Below are 24,213 nucleotides of genomic sequence, written 5' to 3'. Positions count from 1 at the left end.
GAACCTAGGAACTTTATCGCACGGTTTTATTCTACCCAAGGTTTTGGCGAATCTACTAATCTGTTGTACTTAATTTATATCTTTAGGCCGATACGATTAGTTTAGTCGTTCTGTTCAACATAGAATTCTCTGTCGCGTTTTTCAGTGGTAGCTTAGTAGTTATACTTACTTGCATTGACGGCAGCAGGTTGGGTTGAGTTTGTTAAACCCAACTTTGACCCAGGCTAATATTCCGGGTTTTTTAACTCAGACAAGAGGCTAAAACGAATTATTTTCGTAAAAACACCAGGTTGATGCGTCAGTCCTGGATATCAGGAAACTCGGCAATTTTGCTGGTGAACCTCAAGCGATCGGCTACAAGTTACATATCAGGTTTTCTGTACAATACCGGCAAGAAATTTAGCATGAATCTCGATTCACCTGTTCTCTCGGACAAACAGCCTTCGGGGCTGCGGATGGTAAGACCCATCGGAGTCTTGGCACTGCACGGCATTGCTTTTTTAGGAAATAGGTTGTTCGCTGTCGATCGCGCCGAAGGGCTGCTATTGGAGATCGATAAAGAAAGTGACAACACTACTGTTTTGAATCCTTATCAAACGGCTAAGTTTGCGGGCGCAACCGGGCTGGCTATTTCGGAAGATACTCTCTGGTTTGCGCGGGATGAGGATATTTGTTGCTGTCGGGGCGCAATTCGGGACGGTGCGATCGCTGAACTCAAACCCGAACATTTTGTTTCCCTTCCTTATCCTGCTGACGGGATTGCTGTTTGGAAATCTACGCTTTATGTCACTTGCCAAAGATTGGGATCTATTCTGGTTTTTGACCTAAAAACAGGTCGGGAAATTACTCGGTTTTACGCTCCCGGTATTGGGGCGGAAAATATCACAGTCCGGGATGAGGAAATTTGGGTTTGCGACAAAACTGAGCAAACTGTTTACTGTTTGGAACGGGGAACTGGGGAGATTAAATTTAGCGTTTTGACTCCCTTTGAGTCGCCTTCTGGTTTGGCTTTTCACAAGGATTCCGAAACCGGGGAGGAGGTTCTGTACGTGGCTTATGCCGGGGATGAACTTTACATCCGGGATGACCCGAATTCGGAAGATCCTTTTCAGGTGACGAAGCGCGATCGCACTTTTATTCAGCCTTTGTATTTTCACTACAATGAAGCCGAGCGCTACGCTCTGTCAAACGGTTTTTTGATGGAAATGTCTTATGTGGAGGAACTGTCTCCTCTCGATGAGGTAGAAATCGAAAATTTGGAATGGCGGATTGCTTTGCCTTCGGAAACTCATCGGCAAAAGGTAAGGAGTGTTACGCCTATCGGAATACCTTTTACTGAGGAAATTCAGGAAGGGGAACGTGTGGCGGTGTTTAAGTTCGATCGCCTGCACCCTGGGGAACGCCGAATTTTTGGCTGGAAGGCTTTGTTAGAAGTTCGATCGATTAAGTATCAGTTGTCGCCTCGGGATGTCGAAAAGGTTCCGAAGCTGTCCCCAGAGTTTGCCGCTAAGTATTTGGTGGATAATGACAATTTGGCGATGGATACGGAGATTGTGCGATCGGCTGCTGTGGCTGCCATTGGCTCAGAAACTAATATTCTGAGGCAGTTACTGAGCATTCGCAATTTTGTTTACGACCAACTTTCTTACGGGATTAGGCCTCACATTGACACTCCCGATCTTGTATTACGCCGGGGCATCGGTTCTTGCGGCGAGTACGTGGGCTTGTTGTTGGCTTTGGCAAGGTTGAACCGGATTGCTTGCCGCACGATCGGGCGCTACAAGTGTCCGCCTTTTGCTGACAGAAAAGGTGTGTCGCTGGAGCCAGATTTCAATCACGTTTGGCTGGAATTTTACATTCCGGGTTTTGGCTGGGTGCCGATGGAATCTAATCCTGATGATATTCAAGACAGAGGCCCTTATCCTTTGCGATTTTTTATGGGTTTGGCTTGGTATCACGTAGAAATTGGCAAGGGAATTCGGTTTCAAAGTCTCACGAGCGGCGGTCTTCCTTTGAACAAGGAGGATGTTTCCGTGGGGACTCTGGCAATTAATCATGTGAGGTTTACAATTTTGGAAGATTTGCCAGCAGTTTGAATCGAGTGTTAACAATTAACAGTTAGCCGTCAACATTCAACTGTTAATTGTTAACATTTTTCATCTAAAATCGAAAGTTGAAAATGTAAAATCAGAGGAAGAGGGGTTGTGGAATTTTCGATTGCTAATATTCTTGTTTTAGTGGCCTTTGTACTGCTGCTGACGGTGACTGGCGGGGTCGCTTATTTGACTTCTGTTGAGTGGCGCGATCGCAGGCGGTTAGATAAGGCTAAACGGAAAAAAAAGTAGCGGTTTGCTGTTGACAAATCGCCTTTTTTATGCTATATAACAAGGCGACCTGGTTGGCTCGCCTTGTTTTGTGATTTGAAATATTTTCACCGCAGATGATATCAAGTTCAGTAAAAATAACCGTTAGAATTTTGTAGTGAGGACTTGAGTCTTCATACAAAACTATGACTCACGGGCGTCCCGCGCGCGCCACAATAAACACAGAGGAAAAAGGCGATTTTGGATTTGGGAGTTTAAGTCCACTGTCGGAAAAATGTATTTTCTTGCCAAGCGGCGGCGGTGCGTTTTTCAAGTGCTGCCATTTCTGTTTTGTTCAGGGGTTTGAATGCTTGGGCGACTTTAAAGTTTTCTTCTAATTGCTTTACTGAGTCGGCGGCGATGACGCAGCAGTGCACGCCGGGAAGTGAAAGCGTATAGCCCATTGCTTGGTGCATTCCATCTAAAACACCGTTCTGAAATAATTTGCCGTAAGCAGGTATTTTCATGGCTATGACGCCGATGTTTTTGGCTTGGGCAACTGGTAAAGCGCTGGTAACAAAGGAGCGCGGGTGATGTTTTTCGGCGGCGTTGAGGGAGATTAATGTTGTGTCGAAAGGATAGCGCTCCAAGCCTGCGGCAATAATGGCTGGTTCGTGGTGTCCGGTGATGCCGGAAAAACGAATTATTTTTTGCTGTTTGGCTTCTTCGATCGCCTTTATTGCTCCTTTGGCACTGAAAATTTGGTCTAATTCGGCTGGGAATGAGACGTGGTGGAGTTGCCACAAGTCTAGTCGATCGGTTTTCAATCTTTTGAGCGATCGCTCTAAGTCTCTCCACGCGCCGTCTCTGTCTCTGGCGGAGGTTTTTGTGGCTAAGAAGAGGCGCGATCGATATGGTGGCAAAACTTTGCCTAAGTTTTCTTCGCTGGGCCCGTACTCGGCCGCCGTGTCAAAATAGCGAATGCCTAGTTCGATCGCGCGTTCAATTTGCACCGCTGCTTCTGCTTCTCTTCCCGGCTGCGACAGTGGTGTTTGTCCGGCCCCCCCCAAACCGAAAATCGGCACTTTCACCCCGGTGTTGCCTAACAGTCGTTCTGGCATTTTTACTGTGGCGGCCGCCTTGTTATTGGGTGCGGCTGCGATTTCCCGATCCTGCTGTTCGATCGCCTTAGCGCCTGCAATGCTGCTGGCAACAGCTATACTGCTCAATATAAAATTGCGGCGAGTCTTTTTGCGGGTCATTGTTTCCGTCTCCTCAGAATATGTGAGAGAAATTAACCGCGTTTGTGTTGGCACAATACATAGATTTTTACCCCAAATCGGATAATTTCCCCCCTCTCCGAGGGAGGAGATAGCCGGGGGAAAATTATTTATGTGCCGATCGACTATTGGTCAATTATCCATGCGCGAATCAGTTCGTTGATCTGTTCTGGTACTTCGTCGTGGGGACAGTGCCCCGCTTTGATAAAGTGTTCTGTCAACTGCGGATAGTATTTGCGAAATTTGGCGCTTCTTTCTGTGGAATTCATCCACGGATCGCCTTCTCCCCAAAGCATTAGCAACGGGCAGGTTAATTGACTAAGTAATACGTCAATTTTTTCGCCTTGGGGTGTTCGGAATACGGAAGCGAATACTTTGGGGGCACCGGGATCGCAGGAGGGAAGGTATATTTCTTCTACTAATTGGTCTGTAACGGCGCTTTGGTCGAGATATACTTTTTCTAGGGTTTTCCGAATTGTCGATCGCTGGCGCACGTACTGGAACAGCAGAAAACTTGCCCAATCTTGCTGAAATAAAGTTTTAGCTACCCCAGATATGGCTTTTTGCAAGGGCGGGGCTTCGGGTGCGGGCTGCGGTTCGCTGAAGGGGCCGGCGCTGTTGATTAATATCAGTCCGGCTGCTGATTCGGGGCGCTGGGCTGCTACACACAAGGCGGCGTAGCCTCCGAGGGAGTTGCCGGCTAGTACGGCGGGTCGGCCGATGATGTTGGTAATAAAGTCGTGGAGTTGGTCGCGCCACAGGTCGCCGCTGTACTGCAATTCGGGTTTTGCCGATCGCCCAAATCCGATCAGGTCGATCGCCCACACTTCAAAGTCTTTGCTCAGGCCGCTGATATTTTTTCGCCAGTGGTCTGTGGAGGCTCCAAAACCGTGAATTAACAGCAGGGGAGGGCGTTCTGGATGCCGATCGCTGGATCGAACGTAGTATACTGAATGCCCCCGCCACTGCCAGTAAGTGCCGGCTATGGGGGCTGTGGTGATGGCTGGGGTTGTTTGCATGATGTAAAGAAATAATTATTTACTTTAACTATTGTATCGCGACGCTCAGATTTATAAATTTTGACCAACGCGCCGGGGTTTCGCCAGCAAAGGATTGGTCAATGGCGGCGAATTGGGATCTGCCGCTCTGCCACACTCAGGCTTAATAAGTTTTGTAACGAATATTGATTTTGTGAGGGGCGCAGCAATGGGAGATATTTTGCCCGATCGCATTTGGGAAAATATATCGGGTTTTGGCTGCAACACACCTAGGTATGATGATTGTGCTGTGTGGCGGTAAGAGATAGCTCTGGGGCGATCAATGCAAAGCTTGGTGGCGAGGGTCGAACCTGATTGGCGAGCGTTAAGGGATCGACTTTTTTATAGTTATTTCCGAGGTTTTCAACGTGGGGATCGTTTGTGAAAGAGGTGTTGACGGCTTGGGGGATGCAGCGAACCTAAGCGTTACGAGTTGGCAAAAGCTGAAATCAAAAATTTCGTGGCTGGGAGAAGTTATAAGTAAAATTACTGATGGAACTCTGCAGAAGTTTCTCAGAATCGCTGAATATTTTGTGACGTTGTTTGCTGTTCTTAATTGCTTTGATACTCTAAGATAGAAGTAGAGCTGCGCCGCTCAATTAATTAGCATTTTGAATACTAGGGAGCCAACTATGCAGGGTGTGAACTTTATCCACCTGAAAGTTAGGGAGTTTTCTGAGTGATTGCTATTTCACCTCGTCCCGTCGGACGCAATTGGATTACGATTAGCTTCGCTTCTACTCTATACCTTTGTCCTATTTTGGATCTGCTCCTAGCAGAGGTGCCAGATTACTGGCAAGCAGAATTGCGGTTGGGGCTTCAAGAAGCTTTGGTAAATGCTGCTAAGCATGGAAACAAATTAGACCCCGGTAAAACTGTTGGAGTCCGTTTTTCGATCGTCCAAAACCAATATTGGTGGGTGATATCGGATGAAGGTTCTGGCTTTAATGCCCCTTGCAGTTGTAACCTTTATACCGATGATTGCGACAATCTCCTAGCAGATGACGTTGCAGATAACTCTGGACTACCTCATGTGGAACAGGAATGTGGTAGGGGGTTGTTTATTCTTTACCAAATATTCGATCGGGTAGAGTGGAATTCTCAAGGTACAGAGTTACGGCTGTGCAAAGAACTTACCGGTCGCTACCGACTGCCTCGCTTGCGCTAGAACTGCTATTTGGCAGCAGTTTTTACCTCAGCTAGACCTGGAAAATTTTTCGTTCTCGGGCTGAAGTTTGCAGTGAGAATTTGAACGTTCTGGCTATTGATAGCTGATCATAATGCAAAATGTGAGTTTTGAGTTAAAAAAGTATAAATCTTTTGAACTCACAATCGCGCTGCTCGCTCGAGTGGCGCGATTGTCTAATTTTTGAGCGACTAATCAAGCCAAAACTCAAGACTCAAAACTCAAAATTATTTGCCGTGGGTGGGACAGGGAGGAGCAGATATCGATCGATCGAGCCATCCTGCTGCTTGGTTTAAGCGCGGGAGAGCTTCTTCTGGCTGTTTTTTGAGCAAAAAGACCAAAGCGGCCGCAGCTTGCTCGCAGGCCCGGGCGGAACGGTTGGCTTTGAGGCGGTGCCAATCTTTTTCGTGGATGGCGAGGCGCGCGGCTAGAGCTTGGGCTAGTTCTACCGTGCTCAGCTCGTTGAGGTTGACAGTTTGGGTTGTTTGTGTAGTTTCAAGCATAGGTGGTAAGGAAGAAGGAAGAAGGAAGAAGGAAGAAGGAAGAAGGAAGAAGGAAGAAGGAAAATGCGATAAAATCAATGGTTTCAGCAATTAAAAACGTTTTCAATGCCGATAAAGTTGCTATACTTATGTCTATTTGGCTAGAGTTCGTTAATTTAGAAAATATACTGCATATAATAACAACTTAATTGGAAATCGGTTTTTTTTATTGTCAGGTTTGCAGATCCAAATGCCTCAACAGCCGTCAGAGTTAAATCCGGAAGAGCAAGAAAGCGAGTTTGTTCAAGCGCTCGCAGCAGTGGAGCGCTCGCTCGCGGCAGTCAAAGAACGGTACACTCAAATTCAGGTCGATCGACAGCGCCAAGTCGAACTCGGCCATCGGCGCGAAGAAATCCGCCAGTCGGGACGCCGAAATCCATTGCCACAACTCAAAAAAGAATTGCGGGAAATTGAGCAAGAATTGGAAACTATCGAGTTGAATTTAGAAAGCAGCCTGTTTTCTTGGGGAAGCATAAAACAACCTTTTTGGCAAGCAGTTCGCTTTGGGGGACTCGGTATTTTGCTCGGTTGGATTTTGAAATCCTATGCAGGTTGAACTATGTTGAGATTTATGATTTTTTTAATGAACCGCAGAAATTCACAGGCGGGACGCCTGTTCCACAGAGAACGCTGAGTCAGAGAAAAGAGAGAAATATGGTGCAAAATATTAAATAAACAGGAGTGGATATGACAAATCAACGAATAGCAGCAATTTTGCGCGCAGGTGAACCCGACGAAACTGTAACTGTTCAAGGCTGGGTTCGTACCAAACGCGAATTGAAAGAATTTGCCTTTGTCGAAGTCAACGATGGTTCGGCGATGGCTAACTTGCAAGTAGTCATAAATTCCGATTTGCCAGATTTTGAAAATGTACTGAAACAACTGAATACAGGTGCATCTCTAGAAGTGTCGGGAGTGCTGGTAGCATCTCCGGCAAAAGGGCAGCGAATTGAGTTGAAAGCTTCACAAGTGCAAGTTTACGGTGATGCAGACCCGCAAACTTATCCGCTGCAAAAAAAGCGGCATTCCTTTGAATTTTTGCGGACAATCGCGCATTTGCGGCCGCGCACCAACACCCACGGTGCTGTCTTTCGAGTTCGCAATGCTTGTTCGGCGGCGGTACACCAATTTTTTCAAGAACGCGGTTTTTTGTGGGTTCATACTCCGATTATTGCTGCTAGCGACTGCGAAGGGGCGGGGGAAATGTTCGCCGTTACCAACTTTGATTTAAAGAATGTGCCGCGCACTGATTCGCAAGAGATTGATTATGCTAAAGACTTTTTTGGAAAGCGCGCCTATTTAACAGTTAGTGGCCAGTTGGAAGCGGAAGTTATGGCGCTGGCTTTCGGAAATGTTTACACTTTCGGGCCGACTTTCCGAGCGGAAAATTCTAATACTTCGCGACATTTGGCTGAGTTTTGGATGATTGAACCGGAGATGGCTTTCTGTGAGTTGCAGGGAAATATGGATCTGGCTGAGGCGTTTTTAAAGTACATTTTTAAATACGTTTTGGATCGTTGCCCGGAAGATATGGAGTTTTTCAATGAGCGCATTGACAAGACGGTTTTGGCTACTGCTGAAAATATCATTAATAATCAGTTCGAGCGGATTACTTATACCGAGGCGATCGCACTTTTGGAAAAGGCAGACAAAAAGTTTGATTTTCCCGTAAGTTGGGGTTTAGATTTGCAGTCGGAACACGAGCGTTATTTGGCTGAGGACTTGTTTAAAAAGCCGACAATTGTCAGCGATTATCCGGTCGGGATTAAAGCATTTTATATGCGTTTAAATGAGGACGAGAAAACGGTGCGAGCAATGGATGTTTTGGCTCCTAATATTGGGGAAATAATCGGCGGTTCGCAGCGGGAAGAAAGGCTGGATGTGTTGGAGCGGCGCATGGAAGCGCAGGGTATGAATAAGGAGGAATTGTGGTGGTATTTGGATTTGCGCCGCTACGGTACTGTGCCTCACGCTGGCTTTGGTCTGGGATTTGAGCGGTTAGTGCAGTTTATGACGGGAATGGGGAATATTCGGGATGTGATTCCGTTTCCGAGAGCACCTTTGAGTATTGATTTTTAGTTGACGATTGTGCGGCAAAAGGTAGGGACACGGCAACGCCGTGTCCTTACCCGGATCAGCGACTCATAATCACAAATAAATTTAAGTCGCGGGGGGAATTGTGATATCAACAGATTGCACTTTTACCGAAGTCCCCAAACTCGATAACGGCGGTTGAATTGCCGCCGTATTTCCCACTACTAATGTTACCAAATTCTCGGGTTTCAAGTAAGTCTGGGCTACGCGCTGCACGTCGGCAATTGTTGCTGCTTCGATGCTGCGGCGGTAGCGAAAAATGAAATCTTCGGGATAACCGTAGTATTCGTAGCGCATTAATCGCGACAAAGTTTGACTGGGATTTTCAAATTTGAAGATGAAAGAATTTAGGGTGGAATCTTTAGCAAAAGCTAATTCTGCCGGGGTAATTGGTTCGGTGCGGATACGATCGATCTCGGCCCGAATCGCTTGGATAAACGGTACTGTGGCATCCGATCGCGTTTGGCCTCCTGCGACAAACACCCCCGGAAAGTCAAACCTCGGACTCCAAGCGGCGTATACTGAATAAGCTAAGCCTTGGCGCGATCGCACGTTATTAAACAAACGGCCACCGAAACCGTTGAGAACCCCATTCATCACGTCCAAAGCACCGTAATCTGGACTGCTGAGCATTCCGCCCAAATGTCCCATTTGCACGTAACTTTGACTTAATTGCGGCTGATTTACCAAAAATATGCCGCCCCCATTTGCTGGCGATACCGTTGGTAGCCCAGGTACTTGTGCACTTTGACTCGGTTGCCAGTTGCCGAATTTTTGCTCGACGAGCGATCGCATTTTAGCTGTATCAAAATCGCCAGAAATACCCAAAATCATATTCTTGGGATGGAAATATTTCTGGTAGAAACTCACCAAATCGTCGCGGGAAATATTGGCGAGGGTTTTGTATTCTACCGTGCGCGCGTAAGGACTGCGCTCGCCGTAAATTAATTTTTGAAACTCGCGACCGGTAATACCGTTAGGATCGTCATTGCGGCGGGCGATCGCACCTTGAGTTTGGTTCTTCGCTAAATCCAACTTTTCCTGAGCAAATATTGGCTCCCGAATCACTTCCGCAAATAAGTCAAACACGGGTTCCACATCTTCAGCTAAAGCACTAAAATTAGCGCTGCCGGAACTAATATCAATCCCCGTTTCTACCGAAGCTGCGCGCTGTTCTAGCAACTGATTTAATTCATCAGCCGTATGCCGACTCGTGCCGCCAGTTCGCATCACTTCTCCCGTCAAACCTCCCAGTCCGATTTTATCGGCAGGTTCAAAACGCTCGCCCGTGCGAAATAGCGCCGTTCCCCCGACTAACGGGAGTTCCCGGTCTTCCATCAGATACACCCGGATGCCATTTTTCAGCTCGAAGCGAGTGTATTTAGGCAGTTTAATCTCTGCCAGCGGGGGAAATGTTAATTCGTCGTAGTGTTTGGGGGCCGCCGCAAAGGAAGGTAACAAATTAAACGTGCCAAGTGAAACAGTAAAAAAGCAAAGCGATAGCAGAAATAACTTTACTTTTTTCAGTCTCAATTTAGTCCTTTTCATTCTTTCTCCTAAGTTTTATATTGTGACATAGCGAGGCAGAGCTCATTGGTGACAACTTAAGCCTCTGGTCCGCCAGGGAATGAATTCCACGGGGCTTATAGCTAAAGTCCACAGCGAGGAGGACTGAAGAACTCATTAGTCCTATGCAAGAGGACTTTAGCTTTGAGGCTCTTGTTTCAACTCCTGCCGGACTATCGGTTTTACGTTAAGTTGTCAGGAATGGGCAGAGTCGGGAAACGAGTTTTCTTTCTTCCTTCTTCCTTCTTCCCTCTTCCCTCTTCCCTCTTCCTTCTTCCTTCTTCCCTCTTCCTTCTTCCTTCTTCTTACAGTGGCAAAAGCTTGCCAATAGTACGATTTTCCGGGCGGAAAGTTGCCTGAGCGACACGCTGAATGTCAGCGGGAGTAACAGCCGCGATCGCATCCAATTCCTTGAACAAATTTTGCCACGAACCGGTTTTCACTTGATAGTCCACCAGCGCAAATGCCATGCCCATATTAGAATTGAGCGATCGCAATAAATCGGCTCTCGCCTGAGTTTTCACGCGCTCCAATTCCAAAGCAGAAACCGGCTCTGTTTTCAGGCGCTCGATTTCCTTGCTCAAAGCGGAGGCTACTTCATCAACCGTGCGGCCCGGAGCAGTTTGAGCGTAAAATAACATCAAATTCGGATACTTTTCCCCTGGATAACCGCTGGAACCTTGAGCCACCAGCGCCAATTGCTGCTGTTCTACCAAAGATTTGTAAAGTCGAGAAGTGCGGCCATCGCTGAGCAAAGAACCAATCATTTCATAAATCGCATTGTCGGGATGATTCATCGCCGGTTTGTGGTATCCTTCCAAATACCAAGGTTGAGTTTTTAATTGCAGCGTGACTTCCTGAGTTTGCGTTTGGGAAGGTTCGACAATCTGCAATTCTGGAGGGGCTGGTTTCGCCTTGTAACGGCCGAAATAAATTTGAGCGAGTCGCTTCACCTCCGAAGCTTTCACGTCTCCTACCACCGCCACAGTCAGCTTGCTGGGGACGTAGTGAGTCTCGAAAAACTTCTGCACGTCGCTGCGGCTGAGGTTTTTAATGTCTTCAGTGTAGCCAATTACGGGGCGGCGGTAGGGATGAGCAGAGAAAGCTTTGTTGGCAAAAACTTCAACCATTTGTCCGATCGGAGAATTCTCGGTTCGCAGCCTGCGCTCTTCTAAAATTACCTGTTTTTCTTTGTAAAATTCCCGAAATACTGGTTCTAGAAATCGCTCGGATTCCAGCGACATCCACATTTCTAACTTATTAGCTGGAAGGCTGTAAAAATACATTGTGGCGTCGGCGGAAGTAGCGGCATTTAGTCCGACTCCGCCTGCTTGTTCCACTATTTTGCCGAGTTCATTGCGCTTGACAAATTGCGAAGCTTCGGCTTCAACTTTGTCAAATTCTGCTTTTAATTGGGCGACTTCTTCAGTTTTGCCCCTGGCCTTGGCTGCTTGCATTTGCTCGAAAAGTTGGTCTTGTTTTTCTAGCAGCGGCTTTTCGGCTTGGTAGTCGGTAGTGCCGATTTTTGGCGTGCCTTTGAAGGCTAAATGTTCGAGATAGTGAGCGACACCTGTTTGACCGTCGGGTTCGTTTGCTCCACCCACATCGGCGTGAATCAGAAACGATGCTACGGGCGCTCTGGGCCTTTCGAGTACGATGAATTTCATGCCGTTGTCGAGCTTAAATTCGCTGACTTGGCTGATTACTCGATCGAGTGATGGTTGAACAGAGACTGCTTGGGAGCCGCTAGCCGGGTTGGAGCGGGCGAGGGCGATTTCGGGGGAAAGTCCCCACCACAGCAGTACAGCGGCCAGCAGGGAGGCTATGAATCGAGTTTGGCGATCGGGCGATTCCCTACGGGATAGCTTCGCTTCACGGGGTTTTTGGAACTGCGGGGTCATTCGATTTTAGATTTTAGATTTTAGATTTTGGAGTGTCAAACAAAAAAATGTTTGTACTCGGTGGCCAGGGATTCTTTTCTCAGGATAAAGATTTTTGGAAGCATAAGCGATCTGTTGCGCTGCAGATGTTAGGCTGATACAGCAAATCTCACAAAGGGTCTGGGGCCCGGCCAGGAGTTTTAAGTTGGGGATTAAAGTCGCGCACAACTTAAAACTTAACATTATTTAGCCCTTCAGTCCCGAGCCCGTAGATCCAAGTCGCCAATTACCGATTGCAAAGCCATGCGAATTTTTAATCAGTCTCCTCCTTCTGAAACAGAAACCAAGAAGCGGATTTTACAAGCCGCTCAGCGCTTGTTTGCCCGCAGCGGATACGACGGCACGACAACTCGCGATTTAGCCGCGGCGTCGGGGGTGGCAGAGGGTACGCTATTTCGGCATTTTGATAATAAAAAAGCGATTTTGATTGAGGTGGCGACGGAAGGATGGGTGGAGTTGCTGACGGATTTGCTGACCGAATTGAGCGAGATGGGCAGTTACAAAGCAGTGGCTCAGGTGATGCGGCGACGGATGCTGAATATCCGCGAGAATAGCGACATGATGCGGGTGTGTTTTTTGGAGGCGCAATTTCACCCGGATTTGCGCGACAGAATTCAGTTGGAAGTCATCGGAAAAATGAGCGATGTGGCTGAGGCTTTTTTTGAAACGGCGATGGAAAAAGGAGTTTATCGGAAGATGAATCCGAAGATTGTCGCTCAGGTATTTTTGGGAATGTTTGCAGTTGCAGGTTTCAGTCAAAATACGATTATGGAGCCGAATGCTTCACCGCAGCAAATGCAGGAAATGGCCGAAGGCCTCGCAGATATTTTTCTGAATGGGGTTTTAGTCAAGGATGAATAATTAGTCATTAGTCATTGGTCATTAGTCATTTGTTGGTTGTTATTTGTGCGTTATTGGTTATTATAACCAATAACCACCAACCAATCACAATCACAATCACCAATCACCAGTTACTCTATAAACTCGTACATTTGTTGCACCCAACTCTCACGATTTTGCTGCCATTCATCCGTCATTACTTCCCAAGTTGTATTGCTTTCAAGTTCCAGCAAGAGACTTGATACTTCTTCAAGCGTCGATGCTATATGACATTCTTCTACCCAACTTTCCCGGATCATTTTCCAGTAACTTTGTACCGCTTCACGCTGAAAATTTGATTCTAATTCAACTAGCAATTTTGCCAGGTGTTTTTCGTCAATAGCTGCTGACACCTCCCTCATCCAATAGTGGCGAGGTTCTTTCCATTCTTCCGTCACTGCGTCCCCGTTTAGGTGGGATTCAAACTCTAACAGTAATTGGTTTAGTTCTACCATATTAAATTTTGTCTTGTTTGCAGTTTGTGCTATTTTTGTACAAATTTTATTGATTGAGACTGTTCGTTTTTTATAATGAGCGATGTGGCTGAGGTTTTTTGGAAAACTGCGATGGAAAAACAAGTTTATCTAAAGATGAATCCGAAGATTGTCGCTCAGGTATTTTGGGGAATGTTTGCAGTCGCGTGCTTCAGTCAAAATACGATTATGGAGCCGAATGCTTCTCGGCCACAAATGCACGAAATGGCTGAAGGACTCGCTGATATTTTTCTGAATGGGGTTTTGCTGAAAGATGAAGAATTAGTGATTAGTCATTAGGAAATTTTAGAGCCTGGCAACGCATATTTGCAGGCTCTGACTCCTGGAAACTACTCGTTAAACTTGTGCATTTGCTGTACCCAATTCTCGCGATTGTGTGGCCATTCATCAGCCATAGCTTCCGAATTAGTATTGGTTTCTAGTTCCAGCAATAAACTTGAGACTTCTTGAACAATAGATGCTCCCAGACATTCTTCTACCCAACGGTTGCGACGCTCAGACCACTGAATATCAACCGATTCTCCCTGCAACTTTGATTCCAATTCAACTAGCAATTCTGCTAGATATGTCAAGTTAACTGATGCTGCCACATCGCTAACCCAACTTGGCCGGCGCTCTTTCCATTCTTTTGTGACTCCTTCCGATTTGAGGTTGCTTTCAAACTCTAACAGTAACTTATTTAGTTCTACCATCTTAAATGTTTGATTTTTTGTAGTGGGTGCTACAATTATACCAAAATTTTCACTAAACAGAGTGTTAATTTTTTTTGAAGATTACGGTCGCAGTGAAACTACAGAAGAGATAACTGAATAATGAGCGATGAATTTACTTTAGATATACTAGACATTCCCAGCGGTTGGAGGCGGGGCGAAGGTGACTGGACTGGAGTGGCGGCGGCTATGGCTAGAGGAGAAACTGTCGAAGTAATTCAAGAAGTGGGTTCTACTTTGTGGCAAAACAGTCTGCCAGAAAAACATTCTTTGTGTTGGGAGGGGGAAATTTTATCAACTATCAAAGCCAGAATTTGGATTAGTTTCACCCAGAGAAGATTTTCGCCGGAATCTGCTTTGCCAAAGGTTCAGTGGCATCCGAGAGTGTTGTGGATAGGGATAGGTTGCGAACGCGGAACAGGGCGAGAATTAATCGAAACAGCGATTAAACAAGTATGCCGTGCTTATCATTTAGCCGAAAGTGCGATCGCAGGTATTGCTACAATAGACACTAAAGCAGGTGAAGTGGGCTTGTTAGAACTTTGTCAAGAGCGAAATTGGCCGTTAAAAACCTTTGCGGCGGACATTTTAAGTTCCGTAGAAGTCCCCAACCCTTCAAATATTGCAGCAAAAGCAGTCGGGACGCCCAGCGTAGCAGAAGCTGCTGCACTTTGTGCAGTTAGAGAAGAAAATTTAACCGCAGATGAAGGCGAATATACGCAGATATCAATCAATCATCAGCGTCCATTTGCGTTTATGTGCGGTTCAAATCCCCTCTTAGTTCCTAAACAAATATTTCGCACCAAAAATCCCCCCCTTTCACAAGGAGGGGCTAGGGCGGGTTCTGGGGTAACAGTAGCGGTTGCAGTTTGCCCGATCGAGTATCTGGGATAATTTATTACTGAGACAAAGTATCGGCATTAACAAATCGACCGATGACCCCAGAAACAAATGACAACACAATGGAACCACACACAGCCGGCCAAAAACCGTTAACCGCAAAGCCGATATTGAACGCACCCGCTAACGACGAAGCCAGGGAAAGCGAAATTGCATTCACAACAAACAAAAACAAACCTAAAGTAATAATGGTCAAAGGCAGCGTCAGCAATGTAATAATCGGTTTGACAACCGCGTTCACCAATCCGATAACAACAGCAGCCAGCATCGCCGCCGGAAAGCTAACCACCGCCATACCTGGTACAATGTTAGCGGTAATGATTAGCGAAACCGCTGCTACTATCCAAGTTAAGAAAAAACTTAGCATATCTTTTTTTTCAGCTCCATCACTATTAATTAAGATTTTAACTGTTTAGTCGATCGACCAAAGTTCGGGATACACTACGAAATACCCACCTTGCGAGAATATCAGACTTATGAAACTCCGGCAACTAGCAGCATTCCTTTTGGCGCTAACTATCTTCATCCTGCCGCAGCCAGCCCAGGCTCAATCTAAATATTACGCTCCGCCGTTGTCCTTTAGCAACGCCGAACTGACAAGACGCGATTTTTCCGGTCAAATGCTGCGCGCTGCCGAGTTTTCTAACGCTAATATGGACTTGACTAATTTTTCTAATGCCGATTTGCAGGGAGCAATTATGAGCGCTTCGGTGATGACTCAGGCGAATTTGCACGGAGCAAATTTAACTAATGCCATGATAGATCAAGTTAAATTTACTAATGCCGATTTAAGTGATGCCATTTTAGCGGAAACAATTTTGCTGCGTTCTACTTTTGAGGGGGTTGATATTACCGGCGCTGACTTTACCGACGCAATTATGGACGGCTCACAAATTAAAGAATTGTGCACAAAAGCCAGCGGTATTAATTCTCAAACAGGGATTTATACTCGTGATTCCTTGGGATGCCGCTGATTTATTTTATCATTCCATACTTTCAATTTCTGGAAGATTGGTAGGGGCGGGCTAGAAGCCCACCTACAAAATCAATACACAAAATAAATTTGTTTGTGGAACGGGCCGGAGAGTCCGTTCCTGAAAGCTTAGCCTACACCAAATTTACTAAGGCTTTGCTTTTTTCTGAGCAGCCGCATAATGCTCACTCATTAACTGATTAACTTCTGGATTGTAAATCCGCAGATAATTCCAGTAATTCTCAAACACCGATTTTACGTATCCTTTCGTTTCAGGAAACGGAATCTTTTCCGCAAAAGCATCCGGGTCACTAAAATTAAACCTCTTCAACCAATCTGATACTGCGGTTGGCCCGGCATTATAACTCGCCACAGCTAACATCGAGTTATTCTTGTACTCGTCGTGAGTGTGATCCAAATACCACGTACCGAGTTTAACGTTGTCGTCCACATTCTCCAATGAATACTTTTTGAGGCTGATTTGAGCGGCAACCCAAGCTGCTGTTTCTGGCATTACTTGCATTAAACCAGTGGCGCCAACTGATGATTTGATTGCGGGCATAAACCGCGATTCTTGCCGGATTAATGCTGTTACTAATACAGGATTTATTTTGCGTTCTTGGGACCATTTGACAATGGTTTCTAAGTAAGGAAAAGGATAAAGTGCTTGCCAATAAATCGGTTGCTGTCTGAGTTCCAGGTATTGGGTTCTATCATCTGGTTTATCGCGCTGTCGCAAACTACCAACCATCCACAAACCGTCTAAATTGTCTCCGACTGCAACTCGCATTAAACCGTCGGTAAACTGTTCGGCAATACTTGGTTCTACGCGGTCGATAAATTCTATTTGCCACAGCGTCCAAGCATCTCTATCTTGACCTAATTGATAGAGTTCTTTCAACGTAGGAGAACCCGCAGTTAGTTCGGGGCGCTGAGGCGGTCGCACTACATTGGGAGACAAATCTCGGACTGTGGTAAAGTCTCCGACTGGCCAGCCAAGAAGTACAGCCGATCGCCACGCAAAATATGATTCTGGATAGCGTAAGATCGTGTAGTCAAATGCAGTCTTGGCGTCTTGTTCGCGGCCGAGTTGCTGTGCCCATTTCCCGACCCAAAATGCTGCTTCTGGAGCTTGTTCGCTGTCGGGATTGTGGGTGGTTAATTCTCTCGCCCACTGCCAAGCTGATTTTAAATCTCCGCCTTTGGCAAACTGCTGGGCGATCGTCCACCGCAATTCGCCTGCTTTATCAGAATTGTTGTATTTTGTCAATAGCAACTTGCGGGTATCTGAGGCGGATTGACCGCTGCGTGCTTTGTCGAGAAGTTGGGATTTATCTAACAAAGCTTCGGGGGCATAATTGGGGAATTTGCTAATAACTCGATCGAGCAAAACGATCGCTTCTTTCGGTTCGCTCAGCCGCGATAGCCGAATTAAACCCAAACCAGTATCTTCGGCATCGGGAAACTCCCGCACTAATTCTTGATAGGCAATTCTCGATTCCGGGATTTTTCCGTCGAGCCACAAACCGCGAGCTTTTCGGTAAAGATTTTTGGCGTTGCGGGGAGCTTTCCCGTAAGCAATAGCTCCTTTGCCATAATCTTGTTTTTCCCAATAGCCAAAGGCAATTTCTTCCCAATCTTCCGGTTTTAAAGTGGCGCTGTTTCGCTGCACCAGTTGTTCCAAAATTGTCCCGTAGTCTTTGACATAATGACCGTATTTTGCTACGAGCAGCATCAACTGCGGCTGATTGGGATTTTCTTTTAACTTGCGGAGGGCAATTTCTACGCTGCGGGGATGAGCGGGAAATTCAGTAATTGCCTGTTGCCAATATTCCGGTTTTGACTTGCCTAAAACATATAAAGCTTCCGCTGCTACCGGGTCGCTCGGATAGTTTTTGAGCAGTTCCTGCCAAGCTTTTTGGGCTTTGCCTTTGTCGCCAGTCAATTGGTAGGCTTCCGCTCTTTTTAGGGCAATGTGAGCAGCTAAAACCGGATATTCTTGCTCTAATTTGTCCAATAAGTTTAATGCTTTGGCGGCATTTCCTTGCTGGATTAAATCGCTGGCAAGCAGGTAGCGGGCGCGGCTTTGAGGGGAGATTTGCTGCTGCGGGTTTGTACTTGCAGACTGAGTAGCTGCGAGTTCAACTAATTTTGCCGATCGCTCACTCGGTGACAGCGACACCAGCATCTTGACTTGCGATTCGGAATTCGCTCCTTCCAGGGGCTGCTCGGCCTTCTGGAATGAGCCCAAACCCATCCATTTCATCGCAGCAACCAAAGAGCCGATCGCAATAACGCAAACTGAAACGCTGATTAAAACAGAAAATCGGGCCCGGCGTCTTTTTAGCATGGGAAAATTTAAGAGAATAACAATAGATAACCGATCGTTTGTCAAAAGCCATCAGAGGCAGGATGGGTGTTCCACGCCATCACAGGCAGGATACCTGTTTAACGAGAAATAAATGTTAAGAGTGGGGCGGGCCCTTTTGGCCGACCCCAAAACAGATTATTGAGATTGGCGCGAGATCCGATCGCAGGCGGACTTGGCTGATATAGTAGCAGAATTTATTTTGATGTGGAGCGGAAAATTTGTGCGATCGATCTATTTCCCCGCACCAAGGAAAAACGACAAACCACTAACTACCAAAACTTATGCTTAGAGCCTCCGTGCTGGGGCCGGGGGAGGAAAGCTAACAACAGGCTGTCTTCCCGCAGTATGGGTCGGATATTTAACCATTCTTCATATCCTACGACTATTTGCAGGATACAATTAACAGGTCAAGTTAAGGTCGTTCTTAATATGGCTCAGCTAACACTAACGTTAAAGCTTCCGTTTCACAGGTTGAATGCCTGCAAAGCACTTGAATTTGAGCGGCTCACCGCCGTCAATACGGCTGTTGCAAATGATTTGCTGGCAGTTGACAACAAGGATCGTAAAAAGCTGACGAGTGCCGCGTTTAGACATATTGAGATTGGATCGATGTGGATCAATCAAACCATTCGGAACACCCATGCAAAAACTAAGGTGAAGCACTTTAAGCAAATGTGGCTTGAAGTGAACAACCAAGGTTATGAGGTTCTCAAGTCTGGCAATTTATTCACTGTCTCTTTCAGTCTCTATCGAGGGCGGAAAGGAAGAATTCCTCTTGATGTTCATGCCGCCTCGCATACCGAAGTTTTGGATAAAGCGATCGAAGGTTCTGCCAAATTAGGCAGTCTGAAGCTATGCAAGTCCAAAAAAGGTGTTTGGTATGCACTCATTTCTGTATCGATGGAAGTTCCCGATGCAGGTGATGTTAAAGGTTGGATTGGAGTCGATCGAGGACAAAACAATATTGCAGTCGCAGCACTGCCCAACTCCTTCGGCAAGTTCTGGAATGGTCGCAAAGTTAAAGCCACCCGACGACGGTTTCAGAAAACCCGTAAGGTTCTCCAAGAAGCGAAAAAGCTGAAAAAGGTTAAGCAGCTAGAATCGCGTGAGCGTCGCATCATGACGCAGATCAATCACGAGATTTCTAGGCAGTTGGTTCAGTTTGCTTCATACTTCGGAATGGGATTGCGGTTTGAGGATCTTTCTGAAATCAGAAGTACCTCAAAGCAACGCAAGAAAACCAAATCGGATGCAGCTCAGAACCGAGATGCTTGGGCGTTCTATCAGCTTGAAATCTTCACCCGCTATAAAGCAATTCGTGCAGGTGTTCCCGTTGAGTCGGTGCCGGCACCCTATACCAGTAAATCGGATCATCGAAATGGTGTTATCGGCAAACGAGTCAAGCACCAATTCAAAGGATTTGATGGGTATCGCTGTAACGCGGACTGGAACGCTTCGCAAAATATTGGGCAGTGGGTAGGATTTGCGTGTCCTTTGAATCTTCAGAAAGCGGTGTCTGCAATGGAAATCGTTGATTCAGAGGATGGGGTCAATGACAGTCCCTTAACTGGTGATGCGTCTTTGACGACGGCTTCAGCCTCGTCTTAGACAACCGCTAGAATCCCTCGCGCTTGGGCCGGGGGGGTGTCAAAAAGTACAATCTAAAGTCTAAAATCTCAACTCTAAATCAAAACATGGAATTTCTAGTCACCGATACGCCCCGCTCTGTTTGGACGGGAGACGCCCTGGCAATTGGTCTATTTGAGGACGGCTTGGAACTCACCGGCGAGCTGGCACAATTAGATGAAAAGCTGGCAGGCACTTTGAAAGAGCTGTTACTGGAAGTAGATTTTAAGGGCAAAGTGGGCACGAGCGCCATCACCCGTGTCGGCGGCAATAATCCCATTCGCAAAATTGCGATCGTGGGTTTGGGCAAAACAGAGGACTTAAAATTAGACACCGTGCGGCAAGCAGCAGGCGTTTGCGCCAAGTTAGCCAAAAAAGAGAAATGCAAAACCCTCGGAATTAGCTTTCCGGTGTGGAAAAACGCTCCGGATGTTACAGCAAGCGCGATCGCCGAAGGTGTAGAACTCTCCCTGAATCAAGACAACCGTTTCAAATCAGAACATGAAGACAAAAACCCGCAACTCGAACAAATTCATTTGCTCGGTTTTGCCGGTACCGAAAGTGCGATCGCCCGCGCCCGCCAAATCACTGCCGGAGTCATTTTAGCACGGGAATTAGTCGCAGCGCCGGCAAATTTTGTTACCCCGATTACCATGGCCGAAACTGCTCAAAGTCTAGCTGCCGAATGCGGTTTAGAATTAGAAATATTGGAGCGGGAAGACTGCGAAAAACTAGGCATGGGAGCCTTTCTAGGCGTTGCCCTAGCATCTGATTTACCGCCGAAATTTATCCACTTAACTTACAAACCAGAAGGCACACCGCGCCGCAAAATAGCAATTGTGGGCAAAGGATTGACCTTTGATTCCGGCGGTTTGAACATCAAAGGTGCGGGCAGCGGCATTGAAATGATGAAAGTAGATATGGGCGGCGCTGCGGCTACTTTCGGAGCAGCAAAGGCGATCGGGCACATCAAACCCGATGTGGAAGTTCACTTTATCAGCGCCGTCACTGAAAACATGATCAGCGGTCGCGCCATGCGCCCTGGAGACATCCTTACAGCTTCCAACGGCAAAACAATTGAAGTCAACAATACCGACGCTGAAGGCCGTTTAACCCTGGCTGATGCTTTGGTATTTGCTGATAAATTGGGAGTGGACGCGATTGTCGATTTAGCAACTCTAACCGGGGCCTGCGTAATTGCTTTAGGCGACGATATCGCGGGTTTGTGGAGTCCTCAAGATAGCGTCGCCGCCGAAATAGTCGCCGCCTCAGAATTGGCCGGCGAAAAATTTTGGCGGATGCCGATGGAAGAGAAGTATTTTGAGGGATTGAAAGCATTGCACGCCGACATGAAAAATACTGGCCCACGTCCCGGCGGTTCTATTACGGCGGCGCTATTTTTGAAGCAGTTTGTAAAGGATACTGCTTGGGCGCATTTAGATATTGCCGGCACGGTTTGGAGCGACAAAGAAAATGGCTACAATGGCCCTGGGGCTACGGGTTTTGGAGTTCGGACTTTGGTGCATTGGGCGCTCGGCGGCGCTTAATTGTGGATTCCCAGCGCAAAAATTGAGATTTTCTCTGCCTTAAAAGTCTGCTAGTCCATCTGTGAGCCAGGGGTTTTTTAACCCCTGGCTCACTGCTTAAGTCATCTAAAAGAAAATTTAATAGTGATCATTAAAAATTTAAATGTTTCTGAAGCAATCAGTAGGCGAACCTATCTATTCCGTCACAGGGAGCAACGTAAGCGTTGCGAGCCGTGACGCTCACCATTGCTCATACTTGGGATAAAGCTTCGTTCCCCGGGCCCAACCTCGACAGTTTTGACATTCGCTGAAAAAATAGCGGTTTCAGAAAAAATGAAAAAAGTATATAATTATGTAAATATTTCACTAGCCAAAATCAAATAATTAGATTTGATCGGATTTGCATTGGTACAGATAACTTTTTTCTTGAACTTCATGCAAGAACAATTAACAGTTTTTTTTTCACCACTTGCTGTATCTTCCGCACTCGGCTGCAACGCGGTACCGGAATTGCGACTGTACGCGGTTTTTGATTCGCTGACGGCACTGGCTTATTGCTCGATCGCCCTCTCTTTAGTTTATTTTTCCCGCCAAGGTTCTCACCGCAAGATTTTCCGGCTGTTTGCGGTTGTTTTTTTTGCCTGGGGCGCTGCTAAATTGACGGAAGTTTGGACGCTTTGGCATTCCATATATTGGCTGTCGGTAACTCTCAAAGCTACAAGTGCTTTGATTTCTTTGCTTTTAGCCGCATTCGCTCTCGCCCTCATGCCGAAAACACTTGCAGATTCGGGTTTAAATCACAAAGAAAATCTTCAACAACTGCCGTTAAAAGAGGTAGAAAAAAACCATCACCAGCATGATATCCAAAAAGGAGAATTGGCAAAACCATCACTCAAATTTTCCCCTTCAGATACTATTGTCGTTCGCGCTTTAGATATCAATTCGCTTAACGAACAGTTAGAAAAAGAAATTGCCGATCGCCAACGAGTTGAGGAAAAGTTGCAACTGACTCAGTTTGCGATCGACCGATCTGCAGATGCGATATTCTGGATCGGGCCTGACGGTAAATTTTTGTACGTCAACGACGCTGCTTGCACTTCATTGGGATATTCTACCGCTGAATTGCTCTCGATGACCGTGCACGACATCAATCCCGATTTTCCCCAAACTGCTTGGAGTTTGCACTGGAAAGTCTTAAAACGCTGCGGTTCGGTTAATATTGAAGTTCACCACCTCACTAAGTACGGTCGCATTTTTCCGGTAGAAATTACGATCGATCATTTGGAATTTAACGGCAAAGAATATCAGTGCGCGTTTGCTCGCGACATTAGCGAACGCAAGCAAATTGAGGCTACTTTGCGGGAAAGAGAAGAAGAATTTAGGTCATTAGTTTCTAGCATTCCCGGTGCAGTTTACCGTTGCAGTGCAGCAGGGCGATCGAGCTTAACTTTTATCAGCAGTGGCATAGAAGCTATTTCCGGCTATCCCGCAGCTAACTTTATGCAAAAACCGGTGCAGGCTTTTCCGAGTATCGTTCATCCCCAAGACGCTGAGCATATCGAGACAATTATCGATCGGGCTATTAAGACAAAACAACCTTACACGCTCGAATATCGCCTGATTCACTGCGACGGAAATGTGCGGTGGGTTGCAGAGAAAGGTCAAGCCATTTTCAACGCAGCCGGTCAAGTTTTATCCCTCAACGGTGCGATTTTTGATATGACAGAGCGCAAAGCAGCGGAGGATGCTTTGCGACTCTCCGAGGCGATCGCCAACAACAGAGCCCAGCAGCTAGAAATCGCTCTCAAAGAACTCCGAGAAACTCAAGCTCACCTAATTCATACCGAAAAAATGTCAAGTCTCGGTCAAATGGTAGCTGGAGTAGCTCACGAAATTAATAACCCTGTCAGTTTTATCTACGGCAATATTTCCTACGCCAGCCAATATATCAGAGACTTGTTGCAGCTTGTGGAACTTTACCAAAAACACTATCCTCAGCCCGTGGTAGAAATTCAAGAATGTATTAATAATATCGATTTAGAATTTCTGACAGAAGATTTACTAAAAATATTATCTTCGATGAAAATGGGAGCCGATCGCATTCGCGAAATAGTTCTGAGTTTGCGAAACTTCTCGCGTTTAGACGACTCGGTAAAAAAACTTACTAACCTTCACGAAGGCATAGATAATACCCTCTTAATATTGCACAATAAACTCCGAGCCCGAGGCGACTATCCAGAAATAAAAATAATCAAAGATTACGGTCAACTCCCTTTAATAGAATGTTATGCAGGTCAGCTCAATCAGGTATTTATGAATCTGCTTAGCAACAGTATTGACGCCTTGGAAGATGCTTGCAACCAAAAAAGGCGATCTGCGGCCGGCGGCGAGGATTGGAAACCAACTATTAGGATTCGCACAGAAGCCCTGAACGAAAATAGTATTTGCATCCGCATTGCCGATAATGCGATCGGCATGACAGAAGACGTGCGGAGCCGATTGTTTGATCCGTTTTTCACGACAAAACCGATGGGAAAAGGCACTGGTTTAGGGTTAGCCATCAGTTACCGAATTGTCGCGGAAAAACACGCCGGAGCCTTGAGCTGCCGTTCCACCATAGGAGAAGGTACGGAATTTGCGATCGAGATTCCTTTATAAATTAGTGCGACGGAAGTATCAAGAATTTGGCAGAAGTTATCCCTATAAATTGTAAAGTGGGGTGTAAAAAACTTTCAATTTTCAAGAAAAATCTAATAATTGGCTATAAATTACCCAGGTAATGCTCA

At 46.3% G+C, this 24,213-nt stretch carries 22 protein-coding genes and 1 pseudogene; 13 read left to right on the top strand and 10 right to left on the bottom strand.

Annotation, left to right across the window (positions count from 1 at the left end; translation table 11 throughout):
- Positions 1-467 precede the first annotated feature (467 nt).
- Complete coding sequence (locus tag D0A34_14720; protein ID UNU22302.1) at positions 468-2,096, top strand: transglutaminase; 1,629 nt, start codon at positions 468-470, stop codon at positions 2,094-2,096.
- 482 nt (positions 2,097-2,578) lie between these two features.
- Here the strand turns inward: D0A34_14720 and D0A34_14715 are convergent, their stop codons facing one another.
- From D0A34_14715 to D0A34_14705, 3 genes are all read right to left on the bottom strand, one after another.
- Positions 2,579-3,565, bottom strand: coding sequence for an aldo/keto reductase (locus D0A34_14715; GenBank protein UNU19966.1), 987 nt, complete (start codon positions 3,563-3,565; stop codon positions 2,579-2,581).
- Positions 3,566-3,708: 143 nt separating this feature from the next.
- Positions 3,709-4,602, bottom strand: a complete 894-nt coding sequence (locus tag D0A34_14710; protein ID UNU19965.1) for an alpha/beta hydrolase — start codon at positions 4,600-4,602, stop codon at positions 3,709-3,711.
- A 51-nt stretch (positions 4,603-4,653) separates the two neighbouring features.
- Positions 4,654-4,848, bottom strand: a complete 195-nt coding sequence (locus tag D0A34_14705; GenBank protein ID UNU19964.1) for a hypothetical protein — start codon at positions 4,846-4,848, stop codon at positions 4,654-4,656.
- A gap of 140 nt (positions 4,849-4,988) precedes the next feature.
- On the opposite strand from D0A34_14705, the gene D0A34_14700 reads away from it, so the two are divergent.
- On the top strand, positions 4,989-5,198 hold the full coding sequence (locus D0A34_14700) for a hypothetical protein (protein UNU19963.1): 210 nt from the start codon (positions 4,989-4,991) through the stop codon (positions 5,196-5,198).
- 101 nt (positions 5,199-5,299) lie between these two features.
- Positions 5,300-5,788 (top strand): anti-sigma regulatory factor, encoded by a 489-nt coding sequence (locus tag D0A34_14695; protein ID UNU19962.1) that lies wholly within the window; start codon positions 5,300-5,302, stop codon positions 5,786-5,788.
- A gap of 245 nt (positions 5,789-6,033) precedes the next feature.
- Here the strand turns inward: D0A34_14695 and D0A34_14690 are convergent, their stop codons facing one another.
- On the bottom strand, positions 6,034-6,309 hold the full coding sequence (locus D0A34_14690; GenBank protein UNU19961.1) for a hypothetical protein: 276 nt from the start codon (positions 6,307-6,309) through the stop codon (positions 6,034-6,036).
- A gap of 2 nt (positions 6,310-6,311) precedes the next feature.
- Here D0A34_14690 and D0A34_14685 point away from each other — a divergent pair, with 2 nt between their 5' ends.
- From D0A34_14685 to D0A34_14675, 3 genes are all read left to right on the top strand, one after another.
- Entirely contained in the window at positions 6,312-6,497 is a 186-nt protein-coding gene (locus D0A34_14685) for a hypothetical protein (GenBank protein ID UNU19960.1), read from the top strand.
- A 41-nt stretch (positions 6,498-6,538) separates the two neighbouring features.
- On the top strand, positions 6,539-6,904 hold the full coding sequence (locus tag D0A34_14680; protein UNU19959.1) for a DUF2203 domain-containing protein: 366 nt from the start codon (positions 6,539-6,541) through the stop codon (positions 6,902-6,904).
- 131 nt (positions 6,905-7,035) lie between these two features.
- Positions 7,036-8,427 carry an asparagine--tRNA ligase gene (locus tag D0A34_14675; protein UNU19958.1) on the top strand — a complete coding sequence of 464 codons (1,392 nt, stop codon included), beginning with the start codon at positions 7,036-7,038 and terminating at the stop codon, positions 8,425-8,427.
- An 81-nt stretch (positions 8,428-8,508) separates the two neighbouring features.
- Here D0A34_14675 and D0A34_14670 read toward each other — a convergent pair whose 3' ends face one another.
- Positions 8,509-9,990, bottom strand: a complete 1,482-nt coding sequence (locus tag D0A34_14670) for an insulinase family protein (protein UNU19957.1) — start codon at positions 9,988-9,990, stop codon at positions 8,509-8,511.
- Positions 9,991-10,313: 323 nt separating this feature from the next.
- Complete coding sequence (locus D0A34_14665; protein UNU19956.1) at positions 10,314-11,909, bottom strand: insulinase family protein; 1,596 nt, start codon at positions 11,907-11,909, stop codon at positions 10,314-10,316.
- Positions 11,910-12,191: 282 nt separating this feature from the next.
- Between D0A34_14665 and D0A34_14660 the strand changes: the two genes are divergently transcribed.
- Positions 12,192-12,809: a TetR/AcrR family transcriptional regulator gene (locus D0A34_14660; protein UNU19955.1), complete on the top strand. Its 618-nt coding sequence runs from the start codon at positions 12,192-12,194 to the stop codon at positions 12,807-12,809.
- Between the two features lie 110 nt (positions 12,810-12,919).
- Here the strand turns inward: D0A34_14660 and D0A34_14655 are convergent, their stop codons facing one another.
- Entirely contained in the window at positions 12,920-13,282 is a 363-nt protein-coding gene (locus D0A34_14655) for a hypothetical protein (protein ID UNU19954.1), read from the bottom strand.
- A 75-nt stretch (positions 13,283-13,357) separates the two neighbouring features.
- Here D0A34_14655 and D0A34_14650 point away from each other — a divergent pair.
- Positions 13,358-13,600: pseudogene (locus tag D0A34_14650) on the top strand (TetR/AcrR family transcriptional regulator).
- Between the two features lie 50 nt (positions 13,601-13,650).
- Here the strand turns inward: D0A34_14650 and D0A34_14645 are convergent.
- Complete coding sequence (locus D0A34_14645; protein UNU19953.1) at positions 13,651-14,013, bottom strand: hypothetical protein; 363 nt, start codon at positions 14,011-14,013, stop codon at positions 13,651-13,653.
- A 120-nt stretch (positions 14,014-14,133) separates the two neighbouring features.
- On the opposite strand from D0A34_14645, the gene D0A34_14640 reads away from it, so the two are divergent.
- Positions 14,134-14,925, top strand: coding sequence for a cobalamin biosynthesis protein CbiG (locus tag D0A34_14640; GenBank protein ID UNU19952.1), 792 nt, complete (start codon positions 14,134-14,136; stop codon positions 14,923-14,925).
- Between the two features lie 4 nt (positions 14,926-14,929).
- Here D0A34_14640 and D0A34_14635 read toward each other — a convergent pair whose 3' ends face one another.
- On the bottom strand, positions 14,930-15,298 hold the full coding sequence (locus D0A34_14635; protein ID UNU19951.1) for a phage holin family protein: 369 nt from the start codon (positions 15,296-15,298) through the stop codon (positions 14,930-14,932).
- Positions 15,299-15,407: 109 nt separating this feature from the next.
- Here D0A34_14635 and D0A34_14630 point away from each other — a divergent pair, with 109 nt between their 5' ends.
- Entirely contained in the window at positions 15,408-15,905 is a 498-nt protein-coding gene (locus D0A34_14630) for a pentapeptide repeat-containing protein (protein UNU19950.1), read from the top strand.
- A gap of 147 nt (positions 15,906-16,052) precedes the next feature.
- Here D0A34_14630 and bamD read toward each other — a convergent pair whose 3' ends face one another.
- The gene (gene bamD / locus D0A34_14625) at positions 16,053-18,254 is read right to left on the bottom strand and encodes an outer membrane protein assembly factor BamD (GenBank protein UNU19949.1); all 2,202 of its coding nucleotides are present in this window, start codon (positions 18,252-18,254) and stop codon (positions 16,053-16,055) included.
- A gap of 450 nt (positions 18,255-18,704) precedes the next feature.
- Between bamD and D0A34_14620 the strand changes: the two genes are divergently transcribed.
- The 3 genes from D0A34_14620 (at position 18,705) to D0A34_14610 (ending at position 24,085) form a co-directional block, all read left to right on the top strand.
- Positions 18,705-19,883, top strand: a complete 1,179-nt coding sequence (locus tag D0A34_14620; protein UNU19948.1) for a transposase — start codon at positions 18,705-18,707, stop codon at positions 19,881-19,883.
- An 86-nt stretch (positions 19,884-19,969) separates the two neighbouring features.
- Positions 19,970-21,448: a leucyl aminopeptidase gene (locus D0A34_14615; protein UNU19947.1), complete on the top strand. Its 1,479-nt coding sequence runs from the start codon at positions 19,970-19,972 to the stop codon at positions 21,446-21,448.
- Positions 21,449-21,832: 384 nt separating this feature from the next.
- The gene (locus D0A34_14610; GenBank protein ID UNU22301.1) at positions 21,833-24,085 is read left to right on the top strand and encodes a PAS domain-containing sensor histidine kinase; all 2,253 of its coding nucleotides are present in this window, start codon (positions 21,833-21,835) and stop codon (positions 24,083-24,085) included.
- Positions 24,086-24,213: the final 128 nt, after the last annotated feature.

Origin of the sequence: Microcoleus vaginatus PCC 9802, assembly GCA_022701275.1 — a bacterium.
Lineage (GTDB): Bacteria > Cyanobacteriota > Cyanobacteriia > Cyanobacteriales > Microcoleaceae > Microcoleus > Microcoleus vaginatus_A.
Note: the sequence above shows the minus strand (reverse complement) of the source record. Positions and strands in the feature narration are given on the sequence as shown.